Consider the following 16,765-nt stretch of genomic DNA (forward strand, 5'->3'; position numbering starts at 1 on the left):
AGCGGGCATTATCCTCGCGGCTCAGATCGTATCCAGCGCCTGCTCGAAATCAGCGATCAGATCGTCCGGATCCTCCACCCCGATCGAGATCCGGACGAGGTTGTCCGTAATCCCCAGAGCCTGCTTCCGCGCATCCGGCACCGACAGATGCGTCATCCCCGCAGGATGGCTAGCCAGCGTTTCGGTCCCCCCCAGCGACACCGCCAGCTTGGCGATCTTCAGCGCATCGAGGAATGCGAAGCTCTCGCGCTCGCCGCCCTTCAGATACAGCGAGAAGGTCGAGCCCCCGCCGGTGCAATGCCGACGATAGATATCCGCCTGCCGCTCCATACCTGGCTCGTCCTCGAGGAAGCCCAGATACGCGACCCGCTCCACCTTCGGATGGTGACGGAGAAAAGCGCAGACCTTCGCGGCATTCTCACCCGCACGGCTCATCCGCAGCTCGAGAGTCTCCAGCGACCGCAGCAACATCCACGCGGTGTTCGGATCGGTGATCGTCCCGATCGTGTTCCGCATCGTCCGGATCGTGTTGATGTGCTCCTTCGACCCCAGCACGCCGCCCGCGACGAGATCCGAATGCCCGCCGACATATTTGGTTAGCGAGTAGACGACGATGTCGGCGCCATGCTTGAGCGGCTGGAACCACAGCGGCCCGAGGAACGTGTTGTCGATCGCGATCGGCGGCTTTTCACCCTTGAAGATGGCGTCGCGGCTGGCCGCGACCGCCTCGACGTCGACCAGCGCATTGGTGGGGTTCGCCGGGCTTTCCAGATAGATCAGCGCGACGTTGCCGGTCGCCGCCTCGGTCATCACCGCATCGATCTCTTCACGAGTCGCACCCGCCGGGAAGTCGAGCCACTTCACGCCGAACTTGCCGAGCACGCGGCCGATCAGCGTCTCGGTCGCCGCGTACAACGGCCCCGAATGGACGATCGTGTCGCCCGGCTTGACCATCGCCAGGAACAGCGTGGCGATCGCCGACATCCCCGACGAGAAGGCGAGCGCGTCCTCCGCCTCTTCCCAGACGCCGAGGCGATCCTCGAGGATCTCCTGGTTCGGCCCGTTGAAGCGCGAATAGACGAGGCCCTCGGCCCCGCCCGGACGCTTGCCGGTAACGCCTTCGAAGTGGCGCTTGCCCGCCGCCGCGTTGGGAAACACGAACGTCGAGGTGAGGAAGATCGGCGGCTTCAGCGAGCCTTCCGATAGCGCGGGATCGTAACCATGCCCCATCATCAAGGTCGACGGCTTCAGCTTGCGCCCGCCGATCTTCTCGACCTCGGGCTTCGGCGCGACGCGCGCGGCGACGCCGGTCAGGTCCGCTTCGGTTTCGGCGGGGACTGCGCCGGCGTTTTCGGGGGTATCGGACATCAATATGCTCCTGCGTGGCCCGTCTTATGCGAACCGATGTGCGGAGCCTAAACGACCGGCGCAGGTTTTGGGAACCGTTACGGCCTCCCGCTACAGCCCAATGATGCTGATCTGGCGCCCATAGGAGGGCTCGCTGCGATGGGTCGCGCGCCGATAGCTGAAGAAGCGATCGTCACCCTCGTCTTTGGCGGTGTACGTGTCGAGCCCGAGCGCCTCGATCCGCCCGATCCCGGCGACCGCGAGCCGGCTGACGACATAGGCCTCCAGGTCGAACTGGTAATGATCGCCCCTGTTCTCGACGGCGCGACCGTCCGCGAAAAAGCGCTCGTTCTCCGGGTCCGCTTCGCAGAACCGTCGGATGAAGCCGTCGTCGACCTCGTAGCTCGCGCGCGCGATGCACGGCCCGACCGCGGCGACGATCCGGTCGCGGTGCGCACCGATCGCCTCCATCGCGAGGATCGTGGAATCGGTGACGCCGCCGAGCGCGCCCTTCCAGCCGGCGTGGGCTGCCGCAACGACGCCGGCGTGCGCGTCGGCGAACAATACGGGCGCGCAGTCCGCGGTAAGAATACCGAGCGCGAGGCCGGGACGGTTGGTGACCAGCGCATCGGCATGCGGACGGATCGCGTCGTCGAACGGCTCGATCACGGTGACCGCGTCGGCGGAATGGACCTGGTACAGACCGACGAGTTTCGCACCGGGGAGAACGGCTTCGGTCGCGCGGCGGCGGTTCTCAGCGATGGCGGCGGGGTCGTCGTCGGACCCGATGCCGACGTTGAGACTCGCATACGCGCCAGTCGAGACGCCGCCACGCCGGCCGAGAAAGCCATGCGGGATGTCGCCAAGCGCCTTCGCGCGGATGAGGTCGATGGTCATTTTAGGTCACCCAACATCAAACACTGCCCCCACCCCGGCGCAGGCCGGGGCCCAGTTGGGGGACGGTGCTGACGACGGGCAACGCGCCGTTACCAAGACCTTTCCAACTGGGCCCCGGCCTCCGCCGGGGTGGCGGCCTTTCGCTACGATATCTCTGGAGGCATCAAGCATCACAACACGAGCCGCATGATTCGGTCATCGTCAGGCTGCTCCCCAACCATGAACACATACCGCCCGATCTCGACAAAGCCGTAACGCTGGTAGAACCGGTGAGCCCGGTGGTTATCCACATACACGCTCAGAATCATTTCCGTCCGCCCATCGGCGCGCGCGACATCGATCGCCCAATCCATCAACGCCGGGCCGACACCTGCACCATGCTGGTCACCCCGCACGTAAAGCTGATGAAGTTCGATCGCGGACGCAGGCCAATCGCCAGGAAACGCCACCGGGCCGATCTTCGCAAACCCGACGATCGCGCCCGCCGCGTCTACCGCGACGCGCACCGTGAAGGCAGGGTCGGACAGTTGAGCCGGCAACCCCGTCTCGCCGAACGCCTGGTCGAGGAAGGCGGCAAGATCTTCAGGGCGATACAGCGTACCGAACGTGTCGGTAAACGACCGCTTCGCCATTGCAGCGAGTTCTGCACCGTCGGCAGGCACGGCATCGCGATAGGCGATCATGCAAACGCCGCCGGCGTCGGCCAAGTCGGCGCGGTGATCGCGAGCGCTTTGAAGAGCGTGCCCATATCGTCCATCAACCGCCTACGATCCGCCGCCAGTGCTTCCGCCCGCGCAGGCGACGCCTTGGCGAGTGCCGACGTCCGCGAATCGATGCCGAGCGCACCGAGCAGGTCGCGCTGCGTCACCGGCCCCCACGCGACCGCGCCCTCCGTTTGGGCGGCCGCAGCGAGCGTGGTGAAGTCGACATGCGCGGTCAGGTCATGCTCGCCGGGCGCCTCGAACGGATTGGCGAACGCATGCCCGCGCACCGCCTGCAACGTGTCGCCGAGCGCCGGCCCCTCATAGCCATAGTCGACCGCGATCAGCGCACCGCCCTGCGCGGCGATCCGCTTGGCGAGACCGCGAATGATCGTCACGGCGGCGGGCGAGGTTTCGAGGATCGAGCCCGCGGGCGCGTCGCGGAACGGCTCAGGGATGACGGCATCCGGGAGCGGTTTCCCGGCGATCGGGAGGAACAGCAGGTCCTGCGCCGCGACGAGCCGTTCATGCCACTGCTCGCGCTTCACCAACTGCCGGATCGGCAGCGCGTCGAAGAGCTCGTTGGCGACGACGATCAGCGGGCGATCGGTCGGCAACGTGTCGACCGCGTCGTGCCACGTGGCAGCGGGCAAGCGCTCGGCCTGCGCGGCACGCAGCGCGGGGCTGGTCTCGACGAAATGCACCGGCGGCGTGAGTCCCGCCTTCGTCATTGCGCGCGCAGCATCGGCAGCAAGCGTCCCGCGGCCCGGTCCAAGTTCGACCCAAGCCACCTCGGGGCAACCAGCGCGGTCCCAAAGATCGGCACACCACAAACCGACAAGCTCGCCGAACATCTGGCTGATCTCGGGCGCCGTTGTGAAGTCGCCCCCCGCCCCCAGCGGATCGCGCGTCGCATAATAGTGCGCGTTCGCCGCCGCCATATACTGCGCAACGGGGATCGGACCTGCGAGCGCAATCGCTCGGGCGAGGCGTTCCGGGAGGGCGGTGTCAGTCACGGGGGTGTCGGGCATGTCGACCATCTCAAAAATCTCTACCACCCCGGCGGAGGCCGGGGCCCAGTCGGAACGTCAGTAGTGACGTGCGTTGCGCGTCGTTACATCAACCTTCCCAACTGGGCCCCGGCCTCCGCCGGGGTGGTGCTTCTATTCGAAAGGAAGGGTCAGGCGACGCTCGCCGTCCCCGCGATCGACTCCACGCGCACGCGCCGCTTGGCCGACGTCGCCACGAGATACGCCCCACCGACGATCATCGGCACGCACAGCCACTGCCCCATGTGCAGCCCGGTATGCTCGGCAAACGCCCGCAGCTGCGAATCCGGCTCGCGGAAGAATTCGACGGTAAACCGCGCGAGGCCATACCCCAGCACGAACAACCCGACGAGCTTGCCCGGATCATAGCGCGCCTTGGTCTTCCAGAACGCGAACCAGAGGAGCGCGAACAGCAGCACGCCTTCCAGCCCCGCCTCGTACAGCTGGCTCGGATGCCGCGCCGGCTCGACCATGCCGAACGGCACCGTGCGCTCGAAGATGATCCCCCACGCAACATCGGTCGGCTTGCCCCACAGTTCGCCATTCACGAAGTTCGCCAGCCGCCCGAAGAACAGCCCGAACGGTACGCAGCACGCTATATAATCGTGCACGCGCAGCCAGTTGAGCTGATGCTTTCGCGCAAACAAGATCAGCCCGATCGACGTGCCGATGACGCCACCGTGGAACGACATACCGCCGTCCCAGAGCCGGAAGATCCGCAAGGGATGCAGGAACATCTCGGGCGCGTAGAAGATCACATACCCGAGCCGCCCGCCGAGAATGATGCCGAGCGTCGCGTAGAACACCAGGTCGTCGGCATGCCGCCGCGCCATCGGTGCACCGGGCTGGGCAAGCAGCTTCAGCAGATACCACCAGCCGAGCAGGATCCCGCCGATATAGGCGAGGCTGTACCAGCGCAGCGTGAAAAACCCGATCGAGAAGACGTCGGGGTGCAGCCCCAGATCCTCGAAGCGGATGTGACTGCCGACGGCAGGCGCTACGGCACCCGCAGCGGCGGTGATGGTCCACAGGATCAAAGGCTTTTCCCCACGCGTTCGCCCCTGCATAAAGGCCGATAACGATAAGACCAAGTAGGAGAGCGATATGCGGACCGAGCTGGACCTGGCTATGGATTCGACGATGGCCGCGCTGACCGCGCCCGACGGGATGCTCGCGCTCGGATCGGTCGAGCGGTTCGGCGTCACGCTGCCGACGATCGCCGCCGCGCCGCCCGCGCTCAGTTACTATTTCGCACACTATGCCAACGAGCACCGCGACGCCGTCTTCCTCGTCTCCGGCGCCGAACGGCTGACCTTCGGCGAGGTCTACGCCGCCGCCGAGCGCACCGCCCGCGCCCTTGTCGGCGGCTACGCCATCGCCAAGGGCGACCGAATCGGCATCGCGATGCGCAACTCGCCGTCTTGGATCGTGCTGTACATGGGCATCATCATGGCCGGCGGCGTCGCGACCCTGCTCAACGGCTGGTGGCAGTCGGAGGAACTGGAGACAGCGATCGGCGAGGTCGATTGCGCACTCGTGTTCGCCGATCCGGCCCGCGTGAAGCGCCTCGCGCAGATCGCAGGCCTACGGTCGCCAGTGGTCGAGATCGACGATTCGCGCGAGCTCGACGCCGCGCTCGGAGCCGTGTTCGCAAAGGACGATCACACCGCCGACCTGCCGCTGCTCGGACCCGAGGATCACGCAACGATCCTGTTCACGAGCGGTTCGACCGGCCAATCGAAGGGCGCGCTGTCCGAACACCGCGCGGTCGTGCAGGGCATCTTCAACTATCTCGGCCAGGCGATGATGATGGTCGGCATCGCCACCGCGCAAGGCAATCCGCCGGTCGGCCAGCCGGTCACGCTGCTGACGATCCCGCTGTTCCACATTACCGGTGAGGTCCCCGTCTTCCTCCAGAGCTTCGCGATGGGGCGCAAGCTGGTGCTGATGCCGAAATGGGATGCAGGCGAGGCGATGCGGCTGATCGAGGCGGAGGGCGTCACCTATTTCGTCGGGGTGCCGCTGATGAGCTTCGAAATCCTAAACCACCCCGACCGCGCGAAGTACGACCTTTCGACCGTCACCGATTTCGCCGCGGGGGGCGCACCCCGCCCGGTCGATCACGTCCGCCGCATCGATGAGGAAATGGGCGGAAGCGCACCGCTGATCGGCTACGGCCTGACCGAGACCAACGCGGTCGGCACCGGCAACTGGCGCGGCAATTATCTCGCCAAGCCCAATTCCGCCGGCCGCCCCGGCGCACCTTTGGTCGATCTCGCGATCTTCGACGATGCCGGCCACCCGGTCGACCAGGGCCAGCGCGGCGAGGTCTGCATCCGCACGATCTGCAACTTCAAGGAATATTGGAACCGTCCGGATGCGACCGCCGCGGCGTTCACGTCGGACGGCTATTTCCGGACCGGCGACATCGGCTACCTCGACGAGGACGGCTATCTGTTCATCGTCGATCGCAAGAAGGACATCATCATCCGCGGCGGCGAGAACATCTCGTGCCAGGAGGTGGAAGCGGCGTTGTACGAACACCCAGCCGTCGCGGAGGCGGCGGTCTTCGGGTTGGCTGACGAGCGCTTCGGCGAGGTCCCCGGCGCAGTGGTAGTGCCGCAGGACGGCGAGACGCTGACCCCGGACGACCTGACCGCGTTCCTCCACCAGCACATCGCCGCGTTCAAGATACCGCAGCGGATCTGGATTTCGGAAGAGCCGCTCCCAAGACTGGGGACGGAGAAGATCGATAAGGTCTCACTAAAAGCTACTTACAGAGCGCTAGCCTAAATTCCCTCGCCCCTACGGGGAGAGGGAGGGAGGAGCCACTTGGCGACGGAAGGGAGAGGGGAGTGGGACTCCCGGCGCAGTCCCGGAGACCCCACTCCCCCTCATCCGACGCTTCGCGCCACCTTCTCCCCGTGGGGGAGAAGGATTAGAGCCACCCCATGATCAGCAGGCGTGAGATTTTAGTCGGCGGCGGCGCAGGGATCGGGCTCGTCGTCGCCTGGGGTCTCTGGCCACGAACCTACGCCCCCAACCTCGTCGCCAACCCCGGCGAAACCCCGTTCGGCGCATGGCTCAAGATCGGCACCGACGGCCACGTCACCGTCGCCGTCCCGCAGGTCGAGCACGGCCAGGGCGTCTACACGACGCTCCCCCAGATCGTCGCGGACGAGCTCGGCGCGGACTGGCGCACGATCGGCGTCGAGCCCGCCCCGCTCAACCCGCTCTACGCCAACCCGATCGGCACGCACGACCTGTTCGAAGGCCTGTTCGATCGCCTCCCGCAAGGCACCCCGCAACCACCGATGCTGACCGGCGGATCAAGCTCGATCCGGATGTTCGAGCAAGCCTGTCGCGAGGCCGGCGCAGGCGCCCGCGCGCTGCTCTGCATGGCGGCGGCCAAGCGCTGGGACGCCGACTGGACCCAGGTCAACGTCGACGCGGGCTTCTGCACCTACCAAAACAAGCGCATCCGCTTCGCCGAACTCGCGGAGGAAGCCGCCAAGTTCACCCTCCCCGATCCCCTCCCACTCGGCATCCAGGGTGCAGGCAAGCTTGTCGGCAAATCCGTCCCCCGCCTCGACACCCCCTCGAAAGTCGACGGCTCGGCCAACTTCGCCGGAGATGTCCGCCTCGCCGACATGGTCCACGCTGCAATCCGCCAGGGCCCGGTCGGCGGGCGCCTGGCAAAGGTCGACCGCGCCGCCGCCGACCGGATCCGCGGCGTGCTGTCGGTGGTCGAAAACCCGCGCTGGGTCGCGGCCGTCGCGACGACAGGGTGGGCTGCGCAAAAGGCGCTCGACGCACTCGCACCGCGATTCGAGAACGACGCCCCGCTCCCCGATACCAGGTCGATCGACGCAGCACTCGACGCCGCGCTAGCCCATCCCGGCAAGCAGATGGCGTCCGCAGGCGACGTCGCCGCAACCTTCCAGGGCGCCAAGCTCGTCACCGCAACCTACCGCGCGGGTCTAGGCCTGCACGCAGCGATCGAAACCCGCAGCGCGACCGCCTCCTTCTCCAACGGCCGCCTCGAACTTTGGCTAGCAACGCAAGCGCCAGGGCTTGCACGATCGGCAGCGGCACGCGCGGCGAACCTCAACGAGGACGGCGTTGACATCCATCCGATGCTGATCGGCGGATCGTTCGGCGCCGCGCTCGAGCACGACGTCGCCGAGCAGGCCGCAGTGCTGGCGGTAAAGCTAAGACGCCCGGTCAGCCTCGTCTGGTCGCGTGGCGAGGATTCGCTCCACGATCACTACCGCCCACCCGCCGTCGCGAAGATGGCCGCACGGCTCGCCCCCAACGGCGCGATCATGGGCTGGTCGGCCAACATCGCCGCGCCCTCGACCGGCGCCGAGATGGCACGCCGGATGATGCCAGGCCTCGCAACCGAAGCGGCGCTGATCGGCGTCAAAGGCGACCGCTATGCCGTCGCGGGCGCGGCGCCCGTCTATCGCATCCCCGCCTACGCGATCGAGCATCACCCTGCCGAGATCGGCATCCCCACCGGCCACCTCCGCGGCGGCGCACACGGCTACACCGCGTTCTTCACCGAATGCTTTCTCGACGAACTAGCACGCACCGCGCAGTCCGAACCGATGTCGTTTCGTATCGCCATGCTCGGCGGCGAACCGCGACTCGCGCGCTGTCTCTCGACCGCCGCAGCGCTCGGCGGCTGGGACGGCGGCGTCGCCGGCAGCGGCCAGGGCATCGCAGCCCACGCCTTCCGCAGCAGCTACATCGCCGTCATGGCAGAGGCGCACATGGGGCCCGACCGGCGCCCGGTGGTCGACCGCCTCGTCGCCGCGGTCGATTGCGGTGCGCAGATCAATCCCGACATCGTCCGCCAGCAGATCGAGGGCGGGCTGATCTTCGGCATGGCCGCCGCGCTCGGCGCATCGACCGGCTTCACCCGCGGCCTTGCCGACGCGCGCGGGTTCGACACGATCGCCCTGCCCCACCTTGCCAACACGCCCGACATCACCGTCGAGGTGATCCGCAGCGACGAAGCCCCCGGCGGCGTCGGCGAGCTCGGCGTCCCCGCGGTCGCGCCGGCGATCGTCAACGCGCTCTATGCGTCAACGGGCTTCCGCATCCGCAATTTGCCTTTAAGACCAGCGCCATGACCCTGCCCCCCGATCATCCCCCGATTCCGAAGCCCAAGGTCGGCGTGTTGCTGATGAACCTCGGCACGCCCGATGGCCCCGATGCGAAATCGGTGAAGCGCTACCTCGGCGAGTTCCTGTCCGATTCGCGCGTCGTCGAAATCCCGCAAATCGCGTGGCAGCCGATCCTGCGCGGCATCATCCTCAACACCCGCCCTAAGAAGTCCGCGCACGCCTATTCGCAGGTCTGGCGCGAGGACGGCTCGCCGCTCGCCGCGATCACCCGGTTGCAGGCCGCCGCGCTGAAGGATTCGTTCGGGCCGGAAGTACTAGTCGATTGGGCGATGCGCTATGGCAATCCATCGATCTCGGACCGGCTGACCGCGATGAAGGCGGCGGGTTGCGAACGCATCCTGCTCGCGCCGCTCTACCCGCAATATTGCGCAGCAACGACCGCGACCGCGAACGACAAGGCGTTCAAGCATCTCGCCGGTCTGCGCTGGCAGCCGGCGATCCGCACGTTGCCGCCTTACTATGACGACACGCTCTATATCGACGCGCTGAAGGACTCTCTCGAAGAGGGGCTATCCGCGCTCGATTTCACGCCCGATGCGATCGTCGCCAGTTTCCACGGGATGCCGAAGCGCACGTTGCAGCAGGGCGATCCGTATCACTGCCACTGCCAGAAGACCGCGCGGTTGCTCGGCGAGCGCATGGGGCGCGAGCTGACGATCGCGTTCCAGTCGCGGTTCGGGCCGCAGAAGTGGCTGGGGCCGGCGACCGACGAGACGCTCGTCGCGCTCGCCAAGGCGGGCAAGACCAAGGTCGCGATCTTCGCGCCGGGCTTCTCCGCCGATTGCCTGGAGACGCTGGAGGAACTGTCGATCCGCGGTCGCGAGAGCTTCGAAGAGGCTGGCGGCACGCACTTCGCCTATCTGCCCTGCCTCAACGACAGCCCGGTCGGCGTGGAAATGTTGCGCAGCATTTTAGCGCGCGAGCTTGAAGGATGGGTGCGGGCTGGTTAGCCTCCCACAAAATACTGAGGAGAGAGACTGATGGCACGCGTCGCAATTGTAACCGGTGGTACGCGCGGAATCGGCGAAGCGATCAGTCTCGCATTGCAGGACATGGGCCTGACCGTCGCGGCCACCTATGCCGGCAACGATGACCGCGCGCGCGAGTTCACCGAGCGCACCGGGATCAAGGCGTACAAGTGGGACGTCGCCGATTACGACGCGTGCCAGATCGGCTGCGCGCAGGTCGCCGCCGATCTGGGCGACGTCGATATCGTCGTGAACAACGCCGGCATCACCCGCGACGGCACCATCCTGAAGATGACCTACCAGGATTGGAAAGAAGTGATGGACACCAATCTCGGCGGGTGTTTCAACATGGCGAAGGCCGTCTTCCCCGGCATGCGCACGCGCAAATGGGGGCGGATCGTCAACATCGGCTCGATCAATGGGCAGGCCGGGCAGTATGGCCAGGTGAACTATGCTGCGGCCAAGTCCGGCATCCACGGGTTCACGAAAGCCTTGGCGCAGGAGGGCGCGCGCGCGGGCGTAACGGTCAACGCGATCGCGCCTGGGTATATCGATACCGACATGGTCGCGGCTGTTCCGGCCGACGTGCTGGAGAAGATCGTCGCGAAGATCCCGGTCGGGCGCCTTGGCCAAGCTACCGAGATCGCCCGCGGGGTCGCGTTCCTGTGTTCGGAGGAGGGCGGATTCGTCACTGGCTCGACGTTGAGCATCAATGGCGGTCAGCACATGTACTGACGGACGCAGGCGCGGCAACGTCCGCGCCATTGACCGCGAGCAAAGCGAAGCGGGCAGCGCCCGGCACGGCCGGCGGGTCGGTTTACCGAACCCGTCCGACGGCGGCTTTGCCGGCGGCGCTGAGTCGATGTCTACCGGATTACTAAGGACGGTATTGCTAGATCCTGGGCCCCCGCCTTCGCGGGGGAACTAGGAAGGTAGCGCCGCCTAGACCGAACCCCACAGCGTCCGCGGCGAACAAGGATGCCACCGCAAAAGCTTGGCATCCTACTCCCTCTCCCCTCCGGGGAGAGGGTCGGGGTGAGGGGCAGCTCCAAACACTGTCGCCTGGAACAGCCCCTCACCCAACCCTCTCCCCGGAGGGGAGAGGGCTACCCAGCCATAATCATCCGTCGCTAGCACGCTCGATATCCGCACCAACCGCGCTCAGCTTCTCTTCCAACCGCTCATACCCACGATCGAGGTGATACACCCGCCCCACCGACGTCTCGCCATCCGCTGCCAACCCCGCCAAGATCAAGCTCATCGAAGCCCGCAGATCCGTCGCCATGACCTGCGCCCCGACCAGCTTGTCGACGCCGCGGACCACGGCCGTCCGCCCGCGCACCTGGATATCCGCGCCCATCCGCGTCAGCTCCGGCACGTGCATGTAGCGGTTCTCGAAGATCGTCTCGGTCAGCACGCTGGCGCCGTCCGCCTTACACAGCATCGCCATGAACTGCGCCTGCATGTCCGTCGCGAAACCGGGATACGGCGCGGTCGACAGCGTCAGCGGCTTCAGCACGCCATCCGACGCGACACGCACGCCGTCCTTGGTCGGCGTCACCGACACGCCGGCCTCGACCAGCGCGTCGATCGTCGCGCCCATGTCCGGGATCGCCACGCCGACCAGCTCCAGGTCGCCGCCGGTGATCGCCGCCGCGCACGCGTAACTGCCCGCCTCGATCCGGTCAGGCATCACCGCATAGGTCGCGCCGTGCAGCCGATCGCGGCCCTCGATCGTCAGCGTCTCGGTGCCGATCCCGTCAATCGACGCGCCCATCGCGACCAAGCAGTTGCACAGGTCGACGATCTCGGGCTCACGCGCCGCGTTCTCGATCACGCTCGTGCCCTTGGCGAGCACCGCCGCCATCACGACGTTCTCGGTCGCGCCGACCGACACGATCGGGAAGCGGAAGCGTCCGCCCGGCAGGCGTCCTCCCGGCGCGATCGCCTTCACATAGCCCGCCGCCATCTCGAGCTCGGCGCCGATCGCTTCCAAAGCGCGCAGATGCAGATCGATCGGGCGATTGCCAATCGCGCAGCCACCCGGCAGCGACACCGTCGCCTCGCCGCCACGCCCGAGCAACGGCCCGAGCACCAGGATCGACGCACGCATCTTCCGCACGATGTCGTACGGCGCCTCGGTCGAGGTGAGGTTACCCGCGCGGATCGTCATTACCCGGCCAAAATCCTCCGGCCGCGTCCCCTGGATCGCGGTCGACGCGCCGAGCTGGTTGAGCAGGTGGCCGAAGCCGTCGACATCCGCCAGCCGCGGTAAATTGCGCAGCGTCAGCGGCTCTTCGGTCAGCAACGCGCACGGCATCAGCGTGAGCGCGGCGTTCTTCGCGCCGGAGATGGGCAAGCGCCCGGACAGGCGATTGCCGCCGCGAATGAGAATACGGTCCATCCCGGGTGTCTATCGCGGCTGGCGTTCTGCGCAAGGGCCGCGCATCGATCGGGCGACGGGCGGATGCTGGCCGGGGGTCGAGTCCCGCGTCGGGACCGGGGGCGCCATCCGAAGCGCTAACACACCCCGCTTGATCGACTTTAATGCGCGGAAATCCTAGCTTTGCTCTGTGGTTCTCGAACATTGGGGACCATTACAGAGTGCCGGACAGCTGCTTCGCCGACCGCGTCGGCGATCTCATCGACCTGTCGATGAACGAGAAGGCTGCGTTAGCGCGGTTGGAGGAGCGCCCGCGAGACTTGCGTCGCGGTGCCGTCCTCGTGCGCGAGAATGATCCGCAGGCCGAACTCTTCATCCTGCAGCGCGGCATGGCAATGAGCTATGTGCTGCTCGACGACGGCAGCCGCCAGATCCTCCGCTTCCTCTATGCCGGCGACATGCTGGCGGTCTCGGCGCTGGTCTATCGCGATTCGCCCGAGACGGTGGTCGCGCTGACCGACTGCACGGTGTGTTCGTTCGATCGCTCGGCGATGACCGGGCTGGTCACCGATCATCCGCGGCTGTCGGCGCTCATCATGGTGATGAACCAGATGGAGAAGGTCGCGCTGACCGACCGTCTCGCCGCACTCGGCCGGACCTCGGCCAAGGCGCGGATCGCGGCGTTGCTGCTCGAAATGCGCAACCGCCTGCGGATGCGCGATCGCGCGATGGGCAACAGCTTCACGCTCGGGCTGACGCAGGAGGAGATCGGCGACGCCACCGGGCTCACCGCGGTCCACGTCAACCGCATGCTGCGCCAGTTGGAAGAGGACGGCCTGATCCGCCGCGAAATGGGCCGCGTCACGCTGCTCAACGAGGTGCAGTTGGCGCAGGCGGCGAACTACATCGACCGTTTCGAAGGGCTCGACCTGCGCTGGCTGCCCCCAGCGCGGTAACTCTCAATCCTTCCCGCCAGAGGGAGACGGCTGGCTCTTGCCAGACGGAGGGGAGGATACGAAGCAGAGGTGGCGCGTGCCTCCCCCTCCGTCACCTTCGGTGCCACCTCCCCCTCGCGGTGGAGGATTAGCTCAAAGTCTTAGGCTCAAGCCTTCTCCAGCGTGCACTGTAGCGGATGCTGGTTCTGCTTGGCGAAATCCATCACCTGGCTGACCTTGGTCTCCGCCACCTCGTAGCTGAAGGTCCCACATACCCCGACACCCTTCTGGTGGACGTGCAGCATCACGCGAGTCGCGGCCTCCATGTCCATGCGGAAGAAGCGCTGGAGACACAGCACGACGAACTCCATCGGGGTATAGTCGTCGTTGAGCATCAGCACGCGGTACGGCGTCGGCTGCTTTGTCTTCGCGCGCGTCTTGGTCGCGATGCCGGCGCCGGTACCGCCCCCGGTGCCATCATGGCCGTCCTCGCCATTATCGTCGCGGCGCTCGGCCATCTGCTCGCCCGTCCGCTGGGGAGTCGTCATTTCGTGGGTCAAAAGCATGCTGCCAAAATATGGCATGCCGGGGGGCAAGGGCAAGGGGGCGCCGGCAAACGTCGCGCGAAAACCGCAAACGCAAAAGGGGCGACCGTCTCGTGACGGCCGCCCCTTTCGTAACGCACTGCCCGAAGGCGGCGCGCTGTCGACTTAGGCCGAGATCTTCATCTTGTCGGTCGCGACCGCAACGCGGTTCGAGATCGGCTGTGCGAACTCGCCGAACATCTTGAGCATCCGCTCGGTCGAGCGCGAACCCTCGGCGATCATCGTGTCGAACGCGGTGCGCGCATAATCGCCCTGGAGCTTCATGAACTCGGTTGGCGACTTGGCGGCTGCGAGCGTCTTGGCGGCTTCGGTCGCGCTCTCGAACGAGGTCTTGGCGTAGTCGGCCGCTTCCTGGCCGAGCGCCTCGACGTTCTTCGCGGCGATCTTCGACGACTCGACGAGCGCCTCGATGTTGCCCTTGCCGAATGCGACGAAATCTTCCGCCATCTTCGCGGACTTCTCCATCGCGCCCTTGGCCTGCTCGTTGAACTCGGCGGTGTTCGAACCGCTGAAGAGGGCCTTGGTCTTCTCGGTGATGCTCTGGATCGTGTCCATCGTGGCGTCCTTTGTTTCGCTGGCAGGGATCCCCGTTGGCGCAACGGCCTGGATCGGGGCGGGAATGTCCGTGTGCGGCGATACAAAAGCAGCCGCGAGAGGTTGAGGTGCCGGCGTCTTGGCGATCGGCTCAGGTGCCGGTTTCGCCGGCTTGGCGACGGTCCGAGGAGCCTTCGCGGTGGCGGCAGGCTTCGAAACGACCTTGGCCGTTCGTTTCACGATATCCACCATCCACGCACCTCTCTTCGGAGTTATGTCGCGGTCTTCATACACCAATTCTCGCGCCGCACAATAAAATTGTGCACTGCACCATGACGCGTACGTAAGGTAGCGCTATCGGCTCTTCACATACTCGCCCGGCGCCTCGCCGAGCGCCTTCAGAGCCCCCTCACCCGGCAGCCGCGCACCGTCCGCGGCCACCGTCTCGGCACCAAGCGCGCGCAACCATTCGACCCAATCCGGCCACCAGCTGCCCTTTGTCTCCGTCGCCCCGGAAACGAAGTCGTCGAGCGACGTATGCGCGCCCGGATTGGTCCAGTATTGATACTTCCCCGCAGCCGGCGGGTTGACCACACCAGCGATATGCCCCGACCCGGCCAGTACGAACTTCAGCGGCCCGGCAAACAATTGCGTGAGTTTCCAGACGCTTTCGGCCGGCGCGATATGATCCTCGCGCCCCGCCTGGACATAGCTCGGCGTCACGACCTTAGTGAGGTCGATCGGTGTCCCGTCCACCGTCATCGTGCCCGTCACCAGCAGATTGTCGCGGTACAGGTCGGTCAGATAGCTCAGATGCCATTTCGCCGGCAGGTTGGTGGTGTCGCCGTTCCAGTGCAGCAGGTCGAACGGCACGTAATCCTGCCCCAGCAGGTAATTCTGCGTGACGTAGTTCCAGATCAGATCGCGCCCACGCAACAGGTTGAACGTCGTCGCCATGTACCGCCCGTCGAGGAACCCCTCGGGTGACAACGACGCGACCATCTTCAGCTGCTCATCATCAATGAAATGCTGCAGTTCGCCAGCCTGCGCGAAATCGACCTGCGCGGTGAAAAACGTTGCGCTTGCCACCTTTGCGGCCTCACCCCGCGCCACCAGCAGCGCCAGCGTCGCAGCCAGCGTCGTCCCCGCCACGCAATATCCGATCGTATGCACCGCCGGCACCTCGAGCGCAGCGCGAACCGTGTCGATCGCGTCGACCTGCGCCCCGACATAGTCGTCCCAGACCACGTCCTTCATGCTCGAATCGGCCGACTTCCACGAAACCATGAACACGGTGATACCCTGCTCGACCGCCCAGCGGATGAAGCTCTTCTCGGGCGTCAGGTCGAGGATGTAGAACCGGTTGATCCAAGGCGGGAAGATCAGGAGCGGCGTCGCCAGCACCTTGTCGGTGGTCGGGCTGTACTGGATCAGTTCGTAGAGCGGCGTGCGTTTCACCACCTTGCCCGGCGTCATCGCCAGGTTGCGCCCGAGTTCGAACGCGCCATCGGGCGTATGCGTCACCTGCCCGCGGGCAAGATCCGCCATCATGTTCTGGAGACCTTTGAGTAAATTCTCGCCGCGCGTCTCGATCGTCTTCTCGATCACCTGCGGGTTGGTCAGCGCAAAATTGGTCGGGCTCATCGCATCGACGAGACCCTTGGTGGCGAAGCGCAATTGCTGCTTCTGCTTCGGGTCGAGACCGTCGACCGCCTCGACGCCGCGGAGCATGTGGTCTCCGATCAGTTGATAACTCTGCCGGATCAGGTCGAACACCGGCTCGCGCCATTGCGGCGCCTTGAAGCGCTTGTCAGTGACGGGCGCGGCCTCGGGCGCCTTGGCCGGATCGAGAAACCGCTGCCACAAAGTCAGGCTCTCGGCCCAGAAATCGCGCGCGCGCTCCAGTGTCGCGGGGTCGGTGAAGCCGGGGATCGCGGGAATACCCTCGGGCTTGGCCTGCATCGCCGCGAGCCCCTGCTCCATCATCATCTGCTGCGCGCGGCCCATCACCCAGGTCCAATGCTGGAGATCGGGGAGGGTCGGCGTGGAGGCGTCGGGAGGAGTATCGGCCATGGCATCCTCTGCTTTTTCGGGAGCTTAACGCAGGCGCGGACCAAGCGGAAGCGTCACCGCATTGACAGTATCGACACCGAG

Annotated in this window: 14 protein-coding genes; 5 read left to right on the plus strand and 9 right to left on the minus strand. The window is 66.1% G+C overall.

What is annotated here, in order from left to right; genetic code table 11:
• Nucleotides 1–21 precede the first annotated feature (21 nt).
• The 5 genes from ASE69_RS13160 to lgt all read right to left on the minus strand — a co-directional run bounded on the left by ASE69_RS13160 (nt 22) and on the right by lgt (nt 5,061).
• Nucleotides 22–1,368: a cystathionine gamma-synthase family protein gene (locus ASE69_RS13160; protein WP_056487393.1), complete on the minus strand. Its 1,347-nt coding sequence runs from the start codon at nt 1,366–1,368 to the stop codon at nt 22–24.
• 90 nt (nt 1,369–1,458) lie between these two features.
• Nucleotides 1,459–2,244 carry a peptidoglycan editing factor PgeF gene (pgeF, locus tag ASE69_RS13165; protein ID WP_056487396.1) on the minus strand — a complete coding sequence of 262 codons (786 nt, stop codon included), beginning with the start codon at nt 2,242–2,244 and terminating at the stop codon, nt 1,459–1,461.
• Nucleotides 2,245–2,414: 170 nt separating this feature from the next.
• A complete protein-coding gene (locus ASE69_RS13170; RefSeq protein ID WP_321163576.1) occupies nt 2,415–2,951 on the minus strand; it encodes a GNAT family N-acetyltransferase in 537 nt (178 codons plus the stop codon).
• A complete protein-coding gene (locus ASE69_RS13175) occupies nt 2,924–3,985 on the minus strand; it encodes a class I SAM-dependent methyltransferase (RefSeq protein ID WP_056487401.1) in 1,062 nt (353 codons plus the stop codon). Before ASE69_RS13175 ends, ASE69_RS13170 begins: the two co-directional genes overlap by 28 nt.
• A 140-nt stretch (nt 3,986–4,125) precedes the next feature.
• A complete protein-coding gene (gene lgt, locus ASE69_RS13180) occupies nt 4,126–5,061 on the minus strand; it encodes a prolipoprotein diacylglyceryl transferase (RefSeq protein ID WP_082453115.1) in 936 nt (311 codons plus the stop codon).
• Between the two features lie 37 nt (nt 5,062–5,098).
• On the opposite strand from lgt, the gene ASE69_RS13185 reads away from it, so the two are divergent.
• The 4 genes from ASE69_RS13185 (at nt 5,099) to phbB (ending at nt 10,889) form a co-directional block, all read left to right on the plus strand.
• A complete protein-coding gene (locus ASE69_RS13185; RefSeq protein WP_200924172.1) occupies nt 5,099–6,787 on the plus strand; it encodes a class I adenylate-forming enzyme family protein in 1,689 nt (562 codons plus the stop codon).
• Nucleotides 6,788–6,945: 158 nt separating this feature from the next.
• Nucleotides 6,946–9,132 (plus strand): xanthine dehydrogenase family protein molybdopterin-binding subunit, encoded by a 2,187-nt coding sequence (locus ASE69_RS13190; protein ID WP_056487404.1) that lies wholly within the window; start codon nt 6,946–6,948, stop codon nt 9,130–9,132.
• On the plus strand, nt 9,129–10,136 hold the full coding sequence (hemH, locus tag ASE69_RS13195; protein ID WP_056487407.1) for a ferrochelatase: 1,008 nt from the start codon (nt 9,129–9,131) through the stop codon (nt 10,134–10,136). The genes ASE69_RS13190 and hemH overlap by 4 nt, the downstream gene beginning before the upstream one ends.
• A gap of 30 nt (nt 10,137–10,166) precedes the next feature.
• A complete protein-coding gene (phbB, locus tag ASE69_RS13200; RefSeq protein WP_056487410.1) occupies nt 10,167–10,889 on the plus strand; it encodes an acetoacetyl-CoA reductase in 723 nt (240 codons plus the stop codon).
• 385 nt (nt 10,890–11,274) lie between these two features.
• Here phbB and murA read toward each other — a convergent pair whose 3' ends face one another.
• On the minus strand, nt 11,275–12,558 hold the full coding sequence (gene murA / locus ASE69_RS13205) for a UDP-N-acetylglucosamine 1-carboxyvinyltransferase (protein ID WP_056487413.1): 1,284 nt from the start codon (nt 12,556–12,558) through the stop codon (nt 11,275–11,277).
• A 251-nt stretch (nt 12,559–12,809) separates the two neighbouring features.
• Between murA and ASE69_RS13210 the strand changes: the two genes are divergently transcribed.
• Nucleotides 12,810–13,493: a Crp/Fnr family transcriptional regulator gene (locus ASE69_RS13210; protein ID WP_056488277.1), complete on the plus strand. Its 684-nt coding sequence runs from the start codon at nt 12,810–12,812 to the stop codon at nt 13,491–13,493.
• A gap of 146 nt (nt 13,494–13,639) precedes the next feature.
• On the opposite strand, the gene clpS is transcribed toward ASE69_RS13210, so the two are convergent.
• The 3 genes from clpS to ASE69_RS13225 form a co-directional block, all read right to left on the minus strand.
• Nucleotides 13,640–13,990, minus strand: a complete 351-nt coding sequence (gene clpS, locus ASE69_RS13215; protein WP_056066412.1) for an ATP-dependent Clp protease adapter ClpS — start codon at nt 13,988–13,990, stop codon at nt 13,640–13,642.
• A 192-nt stretch (nt 13,991–14,182) separates the two neighbouring features.
• Entirely contained in the window at nt 14,183–14,863 is a 681-nt protein-coding gene (phaP, locus tag ASE69_RS13220) for a phasin family protein (RefSeq protein WP_056487415.1), read from the minus strand.
• A 102-nt stretch (nt 14,864–14,965) separates the two neighbouring features.
• On the minus strand, nt 14,966–16,684 hold the full coding sequence (locus tag ASE69_RS13225) for a PHA/PHB synthase family protein (RefSeq protein ID WP_056487418.1): 1,719 nt from the start codon (nt 16,682–16,684) through the stop codon (nt 14,966–14,968).
• Nucleotides 16,685–16,765: the final 81 nt, after the last annotated feature.

Source organism: Sphingomonas sp. Leaf208 (assembly GCF_001421415.1).
In the GTDB taxonomy this organism is placed as follows: Bacteria; Pseudomonadota; Alphaproteobacteria; order Sphingomonadales; family Sphingomonadaceae; genus Sphingomonas.

Excerpts from the sequence above, each read along its gene's own strand:
- phaP (WP_056487415.1), bottom strand. The coding sequence starts at position 14,863 with ATGGTGGATATCGTGAAACGAACGGCCAAGGTCGTTTCGAAGCCTGCC.
- ASE69_RS13160 (WP_056487393.1), bottom strand. The coding sequence starts at position 1,368 with ATGTCCGATACCCCCGAAAACGCCGGCGCAGTCCCCGCCGAAACCGAA.
- phbB (WP_056487410.1), top strand. The coding sequence starts at position 10,167 with ATGGCACGCGTCGCAATTGTAACCGGTGGTACGCGCGGAATCGGCGAA.
- ASE69_RS13225 (WP_056487418.1), bottom strand. The coding sequence starts at position 16,684 with ATGGCCGATACTCCTCCCGACGCCTCCACGCCGACCCTCCCCGATCTC.
- ASE69_RS13175 (WP_056487401.1), bottom strand. The coding sequence starts at position 3,985 with ATGGTCGACATGCCCGACACCCCCGTGACTGACACCGCCCTCCCGGAA.
- lgt (WP_082453115.1), bottom strand. The coding sequence starts at position 5,061 with ATGCAGGGGCGAACGCGTGGGGAAAAGCCTTTGATCCTGTGGACCATC.
- clpS (WP_056066412.1), bottom strand. The coding sequence starts at position 13,990 with ATGGCCGAGCGCCGCGACGATAATGGCGAGGACGGCCATGATGGCACC.
- ASE69_RS13190 (WP_056487404.1), top strand. The coding sequence starts at position 6,946 with ATGATCAGCAGGCGTGAGATTTTAGTCGGCGGCGGCGCAGGGATCGGG.
- pgeF (WP_056487396.1), bottom strand. The coding sequence starts at position 2,244 with ATGACCATCGACCTCATCCGCGCGAAGGCGCTTGGCGACATCCCGCAT.
- hemH (WP_056487407.1), top strand. The coding sequence starts at position 9,129 with ATGACCCTGCCCCCCGATCATCCCCCGATTCCGAAGCCCAAGGTCGGC.
- murA (WP_056487413.1), bottom strand. The coding sequence starts at position 12,558 with ATGGACCGTATTCTCATTCGCGGCGGCAATCGCCTGTCCGGGCGCTTG.
- ASE69_RS13210 (WP_056488277.1), top strand. The coding sequence starts at position 12,810 with ATGAACGAGAAGGCTGCGTTAGCGCGGTTGGAGGAGCGCCCGCGAGAC.
- ASE69_RS13185 (WP_200924172.1), top strand. The coding sequence starts at position 5,099 with ATGCGGACCGAGCTGGACCTGGCTATGGATTCGACGATGGCCGCGCTG.